Here is a 13381-nt window from a genome sequence, read left to right on the forward strand (position 1 = left end):
GTTCGAAGCTCCGACGACGCCTATCGTGGGAACCGGATGCGTCGATTCTTGGGTGCGTCACCCGGTCGCGTCCAACGAATAAAAACCCGCCCAAGACATAAGAAAAATTTGTTGCCATGAACCTGAAGTTTCTCGAAACCTTCGTCTGGGTCGCCCGGCTGAAAAGTTTTCGCCTGACCGCCGACAAGCTGTTCACCACCCAGGCCTCGATCTCCAGCCGGATCGCGGTGCTCGAAGGCGAGCTCGGGGTGAAGCTGTTCCTGCGTGATTCACGCGGCGTCAGCCTGACGCCCGAAGGTTTGAAAGTGCTGGACTATGCCGAGCAGATGCTCGACACGATGCAGGCGCTGAAGCAGTCGATCGAGACCCGATCGAGCAAGGTCGGCCGAGTGCGCATCGGGGTGATGGACACGGTGATTCACACCTGGCTCAGCCCGTTGGTGGCGCAAATGACCGATCTGTACCCACGGGTGGAAATCGAGTTGGTGGCGGATACCTCGCTGAACCTCTGCGATCAGCTGCAAAAAGGCTTTCTCGACCTGATCCTGCAAACCGATCTGGTGCGCCAGGAAAGCGTGCGCAGCCTGGAACTGGCCAGCCACCCCATCGGCTGGATCGTCGCCAGCAATTCGATCTACAACCGCGACTATCAAAGCCTCGCCGACCTGGCCCAGGAACGGATCATCACTTACTCGAAAAACTCCCGGCCGCATCAGGACATTCTCGCGCTGATGCAGGCCCAGGGCGTGCTGGCGCCACGGTTGAACTGTGTGAATTCGGTGTCGGCGATCACCCGGCTGTTGCGCGACGGGTTCGGCATTGGCGCGTTGCCGCCGGTGCTGGTAGCCGAGGAGCTGGCGCGGGGGGAATTGACTTTGCTCGACATCGAACAGCGTCCGCCGAACCTGCAGGTCGTGGTGTCGTGGCGGGTCGGTGTGGAATGGGTCGAGGAGATCGTGACGCTGTGTCAGCAGGTGCTGGAGGGGTATGCGCGCAAGGTGGGCAAGGATTACATCGCTTTAAGTTGATCGTTCCCACTGCGTGGGAACGATGCATCGAAGCTTACAACCCTCGCACATCCCGGTCTTCAATCGGCCGGCTCTGGCGCAGGCGCTTGCCGCCCAGCACCACCCAGTCGATCAGACGGAACAGGCATTCAAGACCGAACGACAGCAGCAGCGCGCCGCTCATGCCCCAGATCATCGCTTCCGGCGTCAGCAGGATCTGGTAGCTGTAGCCGTTCCAGGTTTCCTTGCGGATATCCGGGTCGGCGGCCAGCACCACTTGCAGGAAGCGGATGTACCACGGGCCCTGCATCGCCTGGAATTGCTTGTCCAGCGCCAGCTGACGGTTGAGCAAGGTGCTCAGGCTGTCGGCATCGCTGCGAAACACCGGGTCTTCGCTGGCACGGTAATGGGCGACCAGCGCCTGGATATCACCCTTGAAGAACTGCTCGGCGGTGCCCTGGAAGCCGCGCAGACCGGTCTGCGCCTCGATCAGGTGCGCTTCGACCCGCTTGGCGTAATCGTTGATGAAGCCCGGCACCTGGACACCGATCAACAGGCCCGCCGCAAACAACACCAGCCGTAGATAACTGAGCAACATGGGGGTGCAATCCTTATTCGGTCGTGCCTTGGCTTACGCATTCGCCGCGTCGCCACAGGCTCCATTGGCCCGGTTCGTAGCGGGTCCAGGTTTCGTTTTCAGTCAAAGGTTCGGTGGCAATCACCGTGACCACGTCGTTGGGCGTGGTTTCGGCCTGGAAGTCGACGATCACATCGACATCCTTGAGCCGCGCCGGGCCAAACGGTGCGCGTCGGGTGATCTGCGCCAGTTTGGTCGAGCAATAGCAGAACAGCCAGTCGCCGTCGCTGAGCAGGCAGTTGAACACGCCTTTGCTGCGATATTCAGCGCAGGCTGCGACCAGATCCGGCAGCAGCACCTCTATATCGACCGGTTCCGGAAACGCTGCACGTACGCGGTTGAGCAAATCGCAGAACGCCGCTTCGCTGTCGGTATCGCCGACCGGGCGGTAGAAACTCTTGATCGGCGAGAAATCGGCGAGCTGGCCGTTGTGTGCAAAGCACCAGTTGCGCCCCCACAGTTCACGGACGAACGGATGGGTGTTGGACAGGCAGACCTTGCCGACGTTGGCCTGACGGATATGACCGATGACCACTTCGCTCTTGATCGGATAGCGCTGCACCAGATTGGCCACTTCCGACTCGCTGCTGGCCGCCGGGTCCTGGAACAGGCGCAAGCCGCGCCCTTCGTAGAAACCGATGCCCCAGCCGTCGCGGTGCGGACCGGTGCGACCACCGCGCTGCATCAGCCCGGTGAAGCTGAACACGATGTCGGTCGGCACGTTGGCACTCATGCCCAGTAATTCACACATGTGCGGACTCTCGTGATTACAGACGCGGCTCGACCCGCATGCGCTGCGGATTGCTCGGCACTGGCGGGCGACCATAGCGGTCATCGCCGGCGCCGCCGAACGGTTGATCGGCGTCCCGCTCGTCATCGGCTCGGGCGGCTGCGCGAGCGGCTTCAGCCTGCTCCCGGCGGGCCTTGGAGGCGCGTTCGATCGGCAGGCGGATCAGCACGAAAATCAGGTACAGGCCGAACGCGATCATGGCGTACATGAGCAGTTCGGAAATCGCGCGCCAGGCGTTGTTGCCGACCTTGAACGCCAGATCCAGCGCGGTGATGGCGATGGCCGGGGCGAATTTTTCCTTCACCGGGTCAATGATGGTCGGGCTGAACAGCAACACCGCCATCAATACACGCAGCGGCTCGCGCAGCCAGCGCCACATCCAGCGGGTCATGCGCATCCACACCAGCAGGCAGCCCACGGCGGCAAAGGCGTAAAGGCCCCAGGCGATCAGATAGTCGTTCTCGGTCATGGTGTCCATGGCAAGGCAGGCAAAGAGGCGCTTATAGTAACGACTTTTCGCACGTCAGGCTTCCCCGCCGTCCGTGCGGCCCTTATTTGTCATGTCCGAGAGCTTTCCATGCCCGTATCCGCCAACGTCATCAGCGCCCCGATTGCCCACAAGGCCGCCGGTCACGACCCGTACGCCTGGCTGCAGGAACGCGACACCGACGCGGTGCTCGACTACCTCAAGGCTGAAAACGACTATCAGCAGGCGCAGACCGCCGATCAGGCCGAACTGCGCGAAACCCTGTTCGAAGAGATCAAGGGCCGGATCCTCGAAACCGACCTGTCCCTCCCCTCGCCATGGGGCCCGTACCTGTATTACACCCGCACCACAGCAGGTGACGAATACGCCCGTCACTACCGCTGCCCGCGCCCGGCCGACGACAGCCTGACCCTCGACGAAAGCCGCGAACAGCTGCTGCTCGACCCTAACGCCCTGGCCAACGGCGGCTTTTTCTCCCTCGGCGCCTTCAGCATCAGCCCGGATCACCAGCGTCTGGCCTACAGCGTCGATGCCTCGGGCGACGAGATTTACACGCTGTTTGTGAAGGAACTATCCAGCGAGCGCGTCAGCGAACTGGAATTCCAGGACTGCGACGGCAGCATGACCTGGGCCAATGACAGCCTCACGCTGTTCTTCGGCGTGCTCGACGACACCCATCGTCCGCACAAACTGTTCCGCTATCGTCTGGACGGCACCGCCGCCGAAGAGGTCTTCCACGAGCCGGACGGGCGTTTCTTCCTGCATTGCTACCGCGCCAGCTCCGAGCAGCAATTGTTGTTGTCCCTGGGTAGCAAGACCACCAGTGAAGTCTGGGCGCTGGACGCCAATCAGCCGCAGCAGCCGTTCACTTGCCTGGCGCCACGGGTCGAGGATCACGAATACGACGTCGATCACGGCAAGCTCGATGGCGAGTGGACCTGGTTCATCCGCACCAACCGCGACGGCATCAACTTCGCCCTGTATCAGGCGCCGGACACCGGCATCGCACCGAGCGAAGCCGACTGGCAGAACCTGATCCCGCACAACGATTCGGTGATGCTCGATGGCGTGACCCTCAACGCCGAAGCCCTGACCCTGAGCCTGCGCGAAGGTGGTCTGCCGATCATCGAAGTTCGCCCACACGGTCTGGCGCCTTATCGCGTGCAATTGCCGGACGCGGCCTACAGCCTCTATGTGCAAAACAGCCTTGAATTCGAAAGCGACCGCATTCGCCTGCGCTATGAAGCGCTGAATCGTCCGGCTCAGGTTCGGCAACTGATCCTCGCCACCGGCGAACAGACCGTCCTCAAGGAAACCCCGGTGCTCGGCCCGTTCGACGCCGACGCCTACGTCAGCCAGCGCCTGTGGGCGACTGCGCCGGACGGCACCCAGGTGCCGATCAGCCTGGTGATGAAACGTGAAATGGTCGGCAAAGCGGTGCCGCTGTACCTGTACGGTTACGGCGCCTACGGTTCGAGCCTCGACCCATGGTTCTCCCACGCTCGCCTGAGCCTGCTGGATCGCGGCATGGCGTTCGCCATCGCCCACGTGCGCGGTGGTGGTGAATTGGGTGAAGCCTGGTACCGCGGCGGCAAGCAGGAGCACAAGCACAACACCTTCAGCGACTTCATTGCCTGTGCCGAATTCCTGATCCTCAACGGCATCACCACCGCGCCACAACTGGCGATCAGCGGTGGCAGCGCCGGTGGCTTGCTGATCGGCGCGGTGCTCAACCAGCGTCCGGACCTGTTCGGCGTGGCGATTGCCGAAGTGCCGTTCGTCGATGTGCTCAACACCATGCTCGACCCGGATCTGCCGCTGACCGTCACTGAATACGACGAGTGGGGTAATCCCGAAGAGCCGGACGTTTACGAGCGGATCAAGGCCTACGCGCCGTACGAAAACGTCACCGCGCAGGCGTATCCCGCAACGCTGGTGATCGCCGGCTACAACGACAGCCGCGTGCAGTATTGGGAAGCGGCCAAGTGGGTGGCGAAGTTGCGCGCGACCAAGACCGACGACAATCCATTGCTGCTCAAGACCGAACTGGGCGCCGGCCACGGCGGCATGAGCGGGCGTTATCAGGGATTACGTGACGTAGCGCTCGAATATGCATTTGTTTTCAAGGTTCTGGGCATTGCCTGAGGAACTCCGCCGGTCAGTCAGGTCTTAATTCCGGGCACCGGGAGCCGATAAGCAGATCGGCCCCCGGTGGCGAGCCTGCCACCCGACACAACAAAAAGACCGCACGACATGTCAGAACCCACTCTACTGAACAACGAAATCCGCGACTGGCTGATGGACTGCGGCCTGTTCGATCAATTGCAGCTGGCGGATTTTGCCGCTGCCTCGGGCTACTTCAGCATCAGCACCGTGGCTGAAGGCGAAGCGATCTTTCGCGAAGGCGATGCCGGCAGTTTCATGTGCATCATCCACACCGGCCAGGTGGCCGTGCAGAAAACCGGCGGCGACGGCCAGGTCGTGACCATGGCCACCCTGCGCAGCGGCCGGGCGTTCGGTGAAATGGCTGTGCTCGACGGCGAACGCCGCTCGGCGACGTGCGTCGCGGCGAGCAACTGTCAGTTGCTCAACCTCGGCAAGGATTCGCTGGAAAAAATGCTCAACGACGCGCCGAAGATCGCCGCCAAGATCATCCGCGCCCTCGCCGTCTCCCTGTCCAAACGCCTGCGCATGGCCGACGGCCAGCTCGCCGCCCAGCAGATCTAGCCTCCCGGGGATTTCGGTTTGCTGTCGTTCTGTTCCAGGCCCGGCAATGGCTGATCCTTGATCGGCGGGCTGGGCATTTCGATCGGCACCAGCGGCGGGCCGCCACTGCCGGGGCCGGCCTTGGGAATCGGCACCGGGCTGATCTGCGGATACGGGGTTGGCGTCGCCGTGCCGGGCGAGCCCGGTTGCGGTGTCGGGCTGACGGGAATCGTCTGTTGCGCCTGTACGGCAGTTATCGAGAGCGCGGCCAGGGTAATGACCGTTAGAATGGTGCGCTTCATCAAGGGCTCCGTTGGCCTGAAGTCTGCCTTCAGGCTACTCCCAACGCGCCGGCTTGCCTTCCCCCCTGTAGAGATTTCCATGAAACGTTTCGTTCTGCTCGACACCACGCCGATCCCTGACAACGGTGGCGCCCTGTGCCTGTTCGAGTATGGCGAGGATTTCGTCATCAAGATCCAGGGCGGCGACGGCGGCCAATTGATGAACACCCGCATGCACGGTTCCGAAGACGCGCTGGCCGAGATCCCGTGCCGCAAGGTCGCCGGCCGGCCGAACTCGCGGGTGCTGATCGGCGGTCTGGGCATGGGGTTTACCCTCGCCTCCGCGCTCAAGCACCTGGGCAAGAGCGCCGAAGTGGTGGTCGCCGAACTCGTGCCCGGCGTGGTCGAGTGGAACCGCGGCCCGCTCGGTGAAAAGTCCGGGCGCCCGCTGCTCGACCCGCGCACGGTGATCCGTCAGGAAGACGTGGCCAAGGTGCTGCAAAGCGAGCCAAACGGTTTCGACGCAATCATGCTCGACGTCGACAACGGCCCCGAAGGCCTGACCCAGAAGGCCAACAGCTGGCTGTATTCCGCCGCAGGCCTGGCCGCGTGCGCCAATGCGATGCGGCCCAAAGGCGTGCTGGCGGTGTGGTCGGCCAGCGCCGACCGGCAGTTTTCCGACAAATTGAAGAAGGCCGGTTTCAAGGCCGAGGAAGTCCAGGTCTTCGCCCACGGCAACAAGGGCACGCGCCACACGATCTGGATTGCCGAGAAGCTCAAGGGCTGAGCTAAACTTGCCTCATAACCGTCATTAGTCTTTTTACAAAGGTGAACCCATGAGTTCGTCCACCCCGACCAACACTTCGAAGCTGGATCGCATCCTCGCCGACAACCAGCGCGACAAGGAAATGGGCTACCGCGACAAGGCCCTGAAGATGTACCCGCACGTGTGCGGCCGCTGCGCCCGTGAATTTTCCGGCAAGCGCCTGAGCGAGCTGACCGTGCACCACCGCGACCACAACCACGACAACAACCCGCAGGACGGTTCCAACTGGGAACTGCTGTGCCTGTACTGCCACGACAACGAACACTCGCGCTACACCGACCAGCAGTATTTCGGCGAAGGCTCGCTGAGTACGCCGAAAATCGCCAAGGCGACGCACAATCCGTTTGCGGCGCTGGCAGGGCTGATGAAGAAAGAAGACTGACGATCTTCATTGGCCACACCGGCCTCTTCGCGGGCAAGCCCGCTCCCACAGTGATCTCGGCCGCTCACAAATGCTGAGTACACCAGAGAAAACTGTGGGAGCGGGCTTGCCCGCGAATGGGCCGGGACAGACACCGCAAGTCCTGAATCTGCCCGCCCTCCCCCAATCCCCGTATAATCGCCCTCTTTTTCCCGAAGGCACCCCGCTCGTGGCAGACAAACGGTACAGCTGCATTGGTTTGTATAACCCCAAATCACCGGAAAACGTCGGTTCGGTGATGCGCGCCGCAGGCTGCTACGGCGTGTCGACCGTGTTCTACACCGGCAAGCGCTATGAGCGCGCCGCCGATTTCGTCACCGACACCAAGCGCGTGCACTACGACATCCCGCTGATCGGCATCGACGACCTGAAAAAGATCCTGCCGCTCAACTGCGTCCCGGTCGCCGTGGAACTGGTCGACGGCGCCCGCCCGCTGCCGGAATACACTCACCCGGATCGCGCCCTGTACATCTTCGGCCCTGAAGACGGTTCGCTGGATCAAGAGATCCGCGACTGGTGCGAAGACGTCGTGTACATCCCGACCACCGGCTGCATGAACCTCGCCGCCACGGTCAACGTCGTGCTTTACGACCGCATGGCCAAAGGCCTGAACACCCGCTCCGGGCCGAAATTCCGCTGAAACGCCGCACATCCGATGGAACGAGCTGACCGCCTGCGCAGTCAGCTTGTTTATCGATTACTCATTGCCTGGAGAAAGATCATGACCGAGCTCAAACGCGTCGAGCGTATCGAATCCACCCCGTTCCAGAGCCGTTCCGAGCAGAACGTCGAAGGCTGGGAGCGCATCGGCTCACTGGCCGGCGGCGTGATCATGGTCGGCAAGGGCCTGCGTCGTGGCGGGGTGTTCGGGCTGATTCAGGTGGCGATTGGCGGCGTGGCCATGGCCCGCGGCATCACCGGTCATAGCTCGGTGAAAAGCCTGCTGGAGAAAAGCCGTCAGGACATGAACAACGTGCGGGCTAAGATCGAGCGGGCCGGTGAAGAACTGAGCAAGCTCAAAGCCAATGCCGAAGCGGCGACCAAAACCGCCACCGTGACCGGCAATGACTCGGTGAAATCGCCGAAAGCCGGGGTCTGACCGCTACCGAAGCAACCCGGTATCAAGGACTTTGGACGACTCGCCGAGAATGCTTTCGGCGAGTTGCACGAACTCCTTGGTATCCACCGTCCCCAGGTGCATCGCCCCGCGCAGCACGTCATCCAGCGAGCGCTTGTTGCGGGTCTTCAGGCGAATCTCGCCGTCCAGCTCCTGTAACAACAGCACCGCTTTCGACAGCTGCGCCGGGCTGATCTGCTCGCCGCGCAGCGTCGTGACCTTCTGGCTGTCCTTGGCCAGCTTCGCCTGCAACGCCTGATAACGCTCGTCGCTCATGCCCCCGGCACGGCGCACCAGTTCGATGGCGTAATACTCGGCAAAACCCTCGCTGATCCAGTCGCTGCGCTGCTCGTCGTTGATCCGTCCGAACACCTGCGCCAGCTCGCGCACCAGGGCGCTGCTGCCGCTTTCGCTGACCAGCGGCAACCGCGTGTTGAGGTAGATCGACTCCCGTGCCGCCAGGCTGCCGCGCCACATCGGGTCGTTGGCACCGACAATCAACAGTTTGCTCGGATGGCGCGGAAACACTGCCTGCACTTGCGGCCAGACGAACGTCAGCAGCGTCAGCACATCCATCCGGCGCATGCCCTGCCCTTGCGGCGAGGCCACGGTGACTTCGGTTTCCCCTAACCGCGTGCGGCGGCTGCCAAGGTGGCCGGCGAGCATCCAGCCAGTGGGCCGGTCGAACAGGCGTGACGGATTGTCGATGCGGAATTTGTTCTTGCCGATGCGCGGCCAGGCGGTTTCGACGCTTTTCCAGCCGTCGGGCAATTCGAAGTGCAGGCGTGCGACAAGCTCAATGCCGTCCTGCTGATCGAGCCTGGCTGGCGGCACCAGTTCATCGCCGCGCATCAACGCCCAGGTCGGGGTCATGCGCGTGTCGAAGCTGCCGTTCTTGCGGCCGTGGCTGATGCGCACGCGGTAGGTCAGGCTGGCCTTGTCCGCCGCCGGGCGCCAAACCCCGCGCGCCGGTTTGCCCGGCGTCAGTTGCCATTGTCCGTCGGCTTTGAAGTCGCTGTAGTGGCTACCATCGCCAAGGTCGAAATCCAGGCTGCGCACCGCTTCGCCCTTGGCGAGGGTCAGGCGCACTTCGGCCTGGTCGCTCTGCGGCAGCAGGCGTACCTGATAATCCAGATCGACTTTCTTCGCCGCCCACACCGGCGCACTCAGCGCCAGCAACGTGACGATCAGCGCCCGGCGCAATCCCGTCGCCATACCTGCTCCTTGGTCAATCGTTAACCTGCGCGGAAAATCAGGTGATCTTCCCAGTCGTCTTCCGGCACGCTGCCTTCGGCGAGCATGCGCCCGGACTGGGAAATCCGTTCGTGGTGCACCGCGTCGCGATCACCACAGACCAGGTGATGCCACAGCGGCAGATCCTTGCCTTCGCTGACCAGCCGATAACCGCAGGTCGGCGGCAGCCATTTGAATTCTTCGGCCTGGCCCGGGGTGAGCTGGATGCAGTCCGGGACAAACTTCATGCGGTTCGGGTAATCGCTGCACTGACAGGTTTTCAGGTCCAGCAGTTTGCAGGCGATGCGCGTGTAATAGACGCTGTTGTCTTCTTCATCCTCGAGCTTCTGCAGGCAGCACAGGCCGCAACCGTCGCACAGCGATTCCCATTCCTCGTGATCGAGTTGATCGAGGGTTTTGCGTATCCAGAACGGTTCGACTTTGGCGGCCATGGCTCAAGCATCAACATCAGGTGGTGAAAAGGCCGCCAGTCTAGTGCCCAAGGCCCCGTGATCCAAGCGCTGGCGACTGCCGGTTGTGCGGGGCTTGTCAGTTTTTGCGCGGCCAAGTAGCTTTGCCGGTCACACCAGGCCTTTGCCGGATGCCATAAACGCTCGACCGCGTTGCGTCCCGTGAACTGCAGGCTTGCGCCACGACCCCATCGTTCAGCCCAACTGATCCCGCCGGGTTTCGCTTCCAACCTGTCCTCAAACGTAGCAAGGAATCTCTCGATGAGTGCCAACCCTCGCGTTGCCGAATACGCCATTCACCCGCAGTTCACCGATCGCTGGTCGCCCCGCGCCTTTACCGGCGAAGCGATTTCCGAAGAAACCCTGCTGAGCTTCTTCGAAGCCGCGCGCTGGGCGCCGTCGGCGTACAACTCGCAGCCGTGGCGTTTTCTCTACGCCCGTCGCGACACGCCGAACTGGGAGCGTTACCTGGGTCTGCTCAATGAATTCAACCGCAGCTGGGCGCAGCACGCGTCGGCGCTGGTGATCGTGATTTCGAAAACCACCTTCACCGCACCGGGCGCGACCGAGGAAACGCCAGCGCTGTGGCACACCTTCGACACCGGTTCCGCCTGGGGTCACCTGGCGCTGCAAGCGAGCCTGAGCGGCTGGCACACCCACGGCATGGCCGGCTTCGATCAGGAGCTGACCCGCAAGGAGCTGAACATTCCGCAAGGTTATGCGCTGCACGCCGCCGTTGCGGTGGGCAAGCTGGGTGACAAGGCCACCCTGGCGGATTACCTGCAAGCACGGGAAACACCGAGCCCGCGTCGTCCGCTGAGCGAACTGGCGGCTGAAGGCGATTTCACCCTCTAAGCCACACTGCAAAAAAACGGCGGGAGCAAGCTTGCTCCCGCCGTTTTTTTATCGCGCTAAATCAGTAACCGCGTGCGAAATCCACTTCCCCACGCAACGCCTCTCCCGCCTGATACGCCCGCAAGTTATCCAGAAACAACTGCACCATCATCGGCGGCGAGGTCGGCGCCGAGCTGTGCCCGGTCAGCAGCAAGCCCCACGCGGTCCAGAACGGATGCCGTTGCGGCAGCGGTTCCTGGCGGCAAACGTCGATCACCGCGCCGGCCAGATGGCCTTCCTTCAACGCTTCGACCAGATCTGCATCGACCACCGCCACACCGCGCCCGGCGTTGATGAACAACCCGGTCGGTTTGAATTGCTTGAACAGCGCAGCGTCGTAGATATCGTGGGTGTGCTCAGTGTTGGGCAGCAGGTTGACCACATAATCCACCTCGCCCACCAGCCGTGGCAGATCCGCCATCGAACCGACCTCGACAAACGGCGCCTGTTCGCGTGCGCTGCTGGCGATGCCGTACAACTCGACGCCGAACGGCAGCAGGAATTGCGCCACGCTCTGGCCAATGTCACCGGTGCCGACGATCAACACCTTGCGTCCGACCAGACTCTGGCCGGTGCGGTTGTCCCACTTGCGCTCGACCTGGCTGACCAGCCGCGCCAGTACTTCGCGCTCGTGGCCGAGCATGTAGGTCAGCACGTATTCAGCCATGACCTGGCCGAAAATGCCGACCGCCCGGGTCAGGCGGTAATCCCGGCGCAGGCCGTCGGCCAGCAGCGGCGTGATCCCGGCCCAGGTCGATTGCAGCCATTGTGGCTGGTGGCCCTGACGCAGCAGGGTCGCCAGCAGATCCGGCTGGCCCAGCCACACCGGGCAATCGACGGCCTGGCGGGCCAGTTCGGCGGAGTCGCCGCTGGTCAGCACTTCAAGCTCCGGAGCCGCCTGACGCAGCAGTCGGGCGTATATCGCGTGGTCGTGTTCAGCAATCAGAACGCGCATCTTCAAACCTTTCGCAAACCGTGCAGGCGGCCGTCCACTTCGTGGCAGCCGTCGCCGTAAAAATCGTTCCAGGGGTTACAAAAGGCCCAGGACAGGGCCTCGCAGGTCAGACCGGGTCGTTGCGTCGCAGCAACTCTTCGGGCAAGTGCTCGATGTACTCTTCCTCGGCCGGTGGCATTTGCAGGTGATAGCCCTGCTTTTCGAGGTTTTCCAGGACCACGGCGATGTCTTCGCTGGCCAGCTTGCGCTCGGGGGTCAGCACTAGATCGAAGGAATGCTTCGCCTTGCCGAACGCCGCCATCAGGCCTTCCGGCACGCGCTCCAGCGCATCGCTCTTGAGCACGTACAGGTACATGCCGCTTTTCTTCGAACTTTGATAAATGGAACAAATACGTTTCAAGGCTGTTCTCCGGCGGTGGCCAGGCTGTCGAGCAGCTTCTGGCCCATCAATTCGCGGCGCCAGCCACGCAGCGAATCAGGCAATTGGTAAGGGCCCTCGGGGAAGCCGCTTTTGACCAGCGCTTCGAGGGTTTTCTTGCGCAGCATCAGTTCCGGCGCGATGCCCAGACGTTCAGCTTCGGCCTGACCGAGCGCCCGCAGCTGTTTGATCAGCGCGGCAGCTTCGATCGGCAGCGGCTCCGGCACGGCTGGCGGCCATTGATCAGGCCCCACACTGCCAGAGCGCTTGATCAGATCAAGCAGAAACTCGCCGTCCTGACGCACGGTACGAGGGTGCATGTCTTCAATCTTGCCCAGCGCGCTGAGGTTGTCCGGTTGGGTTCGGGCCAGCGGCCACAGCGAATGCTCACGCACGATGCGGTTGCGCGGCAGATCGCGGGCGCGGGCTTCGCGTTCACGCCAGGCACACAGCTCACGCAGCACGGCCAGTTGGGCGCGGGACAGTTTCCACGCCAGCTTGGCCTCGCGATACACCTCGTACGGATCGGTTTCGCGGCGCAGGTTGGCGACCAGTTCGGCGCCGTCCTCCAGCACCCAGGCGAATTTGTCGTCGGACAGTTTCGGACGCAGTTGTACGAAAACCTCCGCCAGATGCACGGCATCTTCGGCGGCGTAGCTGATTTGCGTGTCGGACAACGGACGCTGCAACCAGTCGGAACGGGTTTCGCCCTTCGGCAGTTCGATGCCGAGCACTTCCTGCACCAGACGCGAATAGCCCATCGAGAACCCGAGGTTCAGGTAGGCGGCGGCCAGTTGGGTATCGAACAGCGGCGCCGGCAGGCTGCCGGTCAGGCGCAGCAAGACTTCGAGGTCTTCGCTGCAGGCGTGCAGGACTTTGAGCACCTCCGGGTTTTCCAGCAACGCGGCCAAGGGTTGCCAGGCGTTGATGGTCAGCGGGTCGATCAGGTAGGCGCGTTTGCCGTCGCCAACCTGCAACAGGCCGGCAATCGGGTAGAAGGTGTCGACCCGCATGAATTCGGTGTCGAGGGCAACGAACGGCAGCTGCTGCCACTCGGCGCAAAACTGCGCGAGGCTATCGTTGTCGCGAATCCAGTGAATATCGATGGCCACACGGCTCTCCCTTCAAGAATGGCGCGC

General features: G+C 62.6%; 17 protein-coding genes. 8 read left to right on the top strand and 9 right to left on the bottom strand.

Annotated features, from left to right (window positions below):
* The first annotated feature begins 116 nt into the window (after positions 1-116).
* A complete protein-coding gene (locus tag M5G18_RS18630) occupies positions 117-1028 on the top strand; it encodes a LysR family transcriptional regulator (protein WP_179692341.1) in 912 nt (303 codons plus the stop codon).
* Between the two features lie 34 nt (positions 1029-1062).
* On the opposite strand, the gene M5G18_RS18635 is transcribed toward M5G18_RS18630, so the two are convergent.
* The 3 genes from M5G18_RS18635 to M5G18_RS18645 are packed head-to-tail and all read right to left on the bottom strand — an operon-like array spanning position 1063 to position 2912.
* Positions 1063-1605, bottom strand: coding sequence for a DUF2937 family protein (locus M5G18_RS18635; RefSeq protein ID WP_007956487.1), 543 nt, complete (start codon positions 1603-1605; stop codon positions 1063-1065).
* A 13-nt stretch (positions 1606-1618) separates the two neighbouring features.
* The gene (locus tag M5G18_RS18640) at positions 1619-2395 is read right to left on the bottom strand and encodes a class II glutamine amidotransferase (RefSeq protein ID WP_007956486.1); all 777 of its coding nucleotides are present in this window, start codon (positions 2393-2395) and stop codon (positions 1619-1621) included.
* A gap of 16 nt (positions 2396-2411) precedes the next feature.
* Positions 2412-2912: a hypothetical protein gene (locus M5G18_RS18645; RefSeq protein ID WP_039772625.1), complete on the bottom strand. Its 501-nt coding sequence runs from the start codon at positions 2910-2912 to the stop codon at positions 2412-2414.
* Between the two features lie 99 nt (positions 2913-3011).
* Here M5G18_RS18645 and M5G18_RS18650 point away from each other — a divergent pair, with 99 nt between their 5' ends.
* Positions 3012-5066 (top strand): S9 family peptidase, encoded by a 2055-nt coding sequence (locus tag M5G18_RS18650; protein ID WP_273896561.1) that lies wholly within the window; start codon positions 3012-3014, stop codon positions 5064-5066.
* A 108-nt stretch (positions 5067-5174) separates the two neighbouring features.
* Positions 5175-5648 (top strand): cyclic nucleotide-binding domain-containing protein, encoded by a 474-nt coding sequence (locus tag M5G18_RS18655; RefSeq protein WP_007956482.1) that lies wholly within the window; start codon positions 5175-5177, stop codon positions 5646-5648.
* Here M5G18_RS18655 and M5G18_RS18660 read toward each other — a convergent pair.
* Positions 5645-5929 (bottom strand): hypothetical protein, encoded by a 285-nt coding sequence (locus M5G18_RS18660; RefSeq protein WP_273896560.1) that lies wholly within the window; start codon positions 5927-5929, stop codon positions 5645-5647. The two genes, M5G18_RS18655 and M5G18_RS18660, sit on opposite strands and share 4 nt — an antisense overlap.
* Positions 5930-6008: 79 nt before the next feature.
* Between M5G18_RS18660 and M5G18_RS18665 the strand changes: the two genes are divergently transcribed.
* The 4 genes from M5G18_RS18665 (at position 6009) to M5G18_RS18680 (ending at position 8254) form a co-directional block, all read left to right on the top strand.
* Positions 6009-6695, top strand: a complete 687-nt coding sequence (locus M5G18_RS18665) for a spermine/spermidine synthase domain-containing protein (protein WP_273896559.1) — start codon at positions 6009-6011, stop codon at positions 6693-6695.
* A gap of 49 nt (positions 6696-6744) precedes the next feature.
* Positions 6745-7116 (top strand): YajD family HNH nuclease, encoded by a 372-nt coding sequence (locus M5G18_RS18670; RefSeq protein ID WP_007944009.1) that lies wholly within the window; start codon positions 6745-6747, stop codon positions 7114-7116.
* Positions 7117-7324: 208 nt separating this feature from the next.
* Positions 7325-7795 (top strand): RNA methyltransferase, encoded by a 471-nt coding sequence (locus M5G18_RS18675; protein WP_007958066.1) that lies wholly within the window; start codon positions 7325-7327, stop codon positions 7793-7795.
* Between the two features lie 81 nt (positions 7796-7876).
* Entirely contained in the window at positions 7877-8254 is a 378-nt protein-coding gene (locus tag M5G18_RS18680) for a YgaP family membrane protein (protein WP_007958064.1), read from the top strand.
* A 3-nt stretch (positions 8255-8257) separates the two neighbouring features.
* Here the strand turns inward: M5G18_RS18680 and M5G18_RS18685 are convergent, their stop codons facing one another.
* Positions 8258-9487 carry a hypothetical protein gene (locus M5G18_RS18685; RefSeq protein ID WP_273896552.1) on the bottom strand — a complete coding sequence of 410 codons (1230 nt, stop codon included), beginning with the start codon at positions 9485-9487 and terminating at the stop codon, positions 8258-8260.
* A 20-nt stretch (positions 9488-9507) separates the two neighbouring features.
* On the bottom strand, positions 9508-9957 hold the full coding sequence (locus tag M5G18_RS18690; protein ID WP_007958058.1) for a YcgN family cysteine cluster protein: 450 nt from the start codon (positions 9955-9957) through the stop codon (positions 9508-9510).
* A gap of 279 nt (positions 9958-10236) precedes the next feature.
* Here M5G18_RS18690 and M5G18_RS18695 point away from each other — a divergent pair, with 279 nt between their 5' ends.
* The gene (locus tag M5G18_RS18695; RefSeq protein WP_007958056.1) at positions 10237-10830 is read left to right on the top strand and encodes a nitroreductase family protein; all 594 of its coding nucleotides are present in this window, start codon (positions 10237-10239) and stop codon (positions 10828-10830) included.
* 61 nt (positions 10831-10891) lie between these two features.
* Here M5G18_RS18695 and M5G18_RS18700 read toward each other — a convergent pair whose 3' ends face one another.
* The 3 genes from M5G18_RS18700 to rnd all read right to left on the bottom strand — a co-directional run bounded on the left by M5G18_RS18700 (position 10892) and on the right by rnd (position 13354).
* Entirely contained in the window at positions 10892-11824 is a 933-nt protein-coding gene (locus tag M5G18_RS18700) for a D-2-hydroxyacid dehydrogenase (RefSeq protein WP_085605590.1), read from the bottom strand.
* Positions 11825-11930: 106 nt separating this feature from the next.
* Positions 11931-12224, bottom strand: a complete 294-nt coding sequence (locus M5G18_RS18705; RefSeq protein WP_007958052.1) for a YcgL domain-containing protein — start codon at positions 12222-12224, stop codon at positions 11931-11933.
* Positions 12221-13354 (bottom strand): ribonuclease D, encoded by a 1134-nt coding sequence (rnd, locus tag M5G18_RS18710; RefSeq protein ID WP_273896551.1) that lies wholly within the window; start codon positions 13352-13354, stop codon positions 12221-12223. The genes M5G18_RS18705 and rnd overlap by 4 nt, the downstream gene beginning before the upstream one ends.
* Between the last annotated feature and the right edge of the window lie 27 nt (positions 13355-13381).

This window comes from Pseudomonas aphyarum, from assembly GCF_028657055.1.
Lineage (GTDB): Bacteria > Pseudomonadota > Gammaproteobacteria > Pseudomonadales > Pseudomonadaceae > Aquipseudomonas > Aquipseudomonas aphyarum.